This window comes from Bacteroides cellulosilyticus DSM 14838 (assembly GCF_000158035.1).
Taxonomy (GTDB): Bacteria; Bacteroidota; Bacteroidia; order Bacteroidales; family Bacteroidaceae; genus Bacteroides; species Bacteroides cellulosilyticus.
The window spans coordinates 773,174-775,367 of record NZ_EQ973495.1; the positions used below are offsets into that span (position 1 = coordinate 773,174).

The 2,194-nt window shown below is 45.2% G+C and carries 1 protein-coding gene; it reads right to left on the reverse strand.

The window, feature by feature from the left end:
- Window positions 1-130: 130 nt before the first annotated feature.
- Window positions 131-2,194: glycosyl hydrolase 115 family protein (locus BACCELL_RS25210; RefSeq protein ID WP_007215012.1), on the reverse strand; the 2,064-nt coding region annotated here is incomplete at its 5' end.

Consider the following 2,194-nt stretch of genomic DNA (forward strand, 5'->3'; position numbering starts at 1 on the left):
CCATCAGAGTATATGGAACGCCATATAAGACAAGATAAAACGAAAGATGGCATCTTTTGATGTGAAAGATGCCAACTTATGCAACAAGAGATGCCAACTTTTGATGTAAAAGATGGCATCTTTTACATAGCTATTTTAAAGTTCTTGTCCGAGGGCTTTCCGTTAGGTTAAGCCTACCGGACATATCGCCTCCGCAATCTACTATGATCTTATGCAATACTATCGCCGGACTGAGAGGGCGAATAGTCAGAGTATGTACCCCGGCCTCCAGAGTGACACCTGGAAAAGTTACTTTTGACTCTATCACCCGTGCCGCTCCCGCAGGATACATTTTTGAATAACAGTTGGCCCAAGTCAGGTCTGAATTGTAATTCACGATTTGTTCCTCACCGTCATCTAAACGAATGGCATAACTATGCCCTCCTTTAATAAAAGGCAAAGTACTATCCAATATCAGGCGTATACGCACACCGGACAAGTCAGACTTTAACCGCATTTGATAGGTCAACGAAGCACCGGATACCGGCTTGGTATATGGCATCAAAGAAAGTCCGGAGAGTGTACGTCCCAAGTCCGGTATAACAGTCCATTGTGTACCGGGTTCCTGCACGGATGTAGCAAAACGTTCCGCTTCCATTACCACTACCCCACTACTCTCTTCGTATTCATAACCACCCATTACCATATTTCCGTTCCGGGAAGCATCCACACGGGTTACTTTCGGCATTATATTTCCTCCTTTCGGTTCATCCCATGAAGTATAGCCTATATGGGTCTGATCCATCATCTGTTTCCATTTGCCACCGGCAATATTATTATTATAATCGGCGCATAGTTCCGCATCTCTCCGGAAGCAATACTCTACGCGATCCGCCCAGGCATTGGCACGTACATCATTTTCAGCAGCCAACTGCCGATTCATGGCGGTAGCACAGTACATTTCATAAAGATTGGCCATAGCTTGCACAGGGAATAATATCAGCTCCTTATAAGCATCGCGCCTATTCTCCGGCAGCAAAGCAAACTGACGGACAGCATGTGCTTCCAATGCCAGAAACTCATCGGCCACAGCTTTAAATTCACCACTTTGCAAATTATAGGTTTTGTGATCTAACATCTCTGCCGTCACACGAGCACAATACTTACAATAAAGATTTAAAATTCGTGCAGCTTCGTCAGCATATTCATTACCAAATTGCTGGCGGCAAAATTCTCTTGTATAATCCATCAGATTACCCGCATTAAAAGCATCAGGATTCCATGCCATTTTCAAGAAGAAATCCGTAGGAAACTCATTCGGTTTCAAATCACCTACATTCAATATCCACATCTTATCCACACCATAAGCATACGTCAGATAAAGCTGTTCCCACATATGCTGGATTTGAGTCATATTCAACCACTGATAAGCACGCGGAGCACCATGCAAATCCACATGATAGTACATGCCATAACCACCGGGATGACGTTTAACACCCGGTTCGGGCAGACGGCGAACATCTCCCCAATTGTCATCACATAACAGAATCATTACATCATCCGGTATCTGCATACCTTGATCGTAATATTCCAGTACCTCACTATAAAGCGCCCATAATTGTGGAGTCTTAGAAGCAGATTTTCCCGTAACCTCGGCTATGATACGACGCTGTTCTTTCACTATATTTTCCAACAGTTTTGTATCCGTATCAGGTCCCATCGGCGCATCACCGTCACCACGCATCGCAATGGTCACCACTTCTTCTTTACCCCGCATGCGCTCTATACCTTCACGGAAAAAGCGGTCGATACCATCTTTGTTTGTCTGATAGTTCCAGGCTCCATACACTTTACGATTGCGAGCATACTCCTGATGGTTACGCGCCATAGGCTCATGGTGGGAAGTACCGATTATGATCCCCATCTCATCAGCCAATGGACTGTTCATGGGATCATCCGCATAGAAAGCCGCACTCCACATAGCAGGCCATAGGAAGTTGGCTTTCAGGCGAAGCAACAATTCATACACATGCACGTACATTTTACTATTGAAGCCACCATAACGTTCCGTGGTCCAACCTCCCATGCAAGGCCATTCATCATTAATAAAAATACCGCGATACTTCACTGCCGGTTCTCCGTCGGTATATACACCTTTTTTTATATAGAGTTCCTCATGCCGTTCCGCCGGAACATCCGCCCACCAATACCAGGG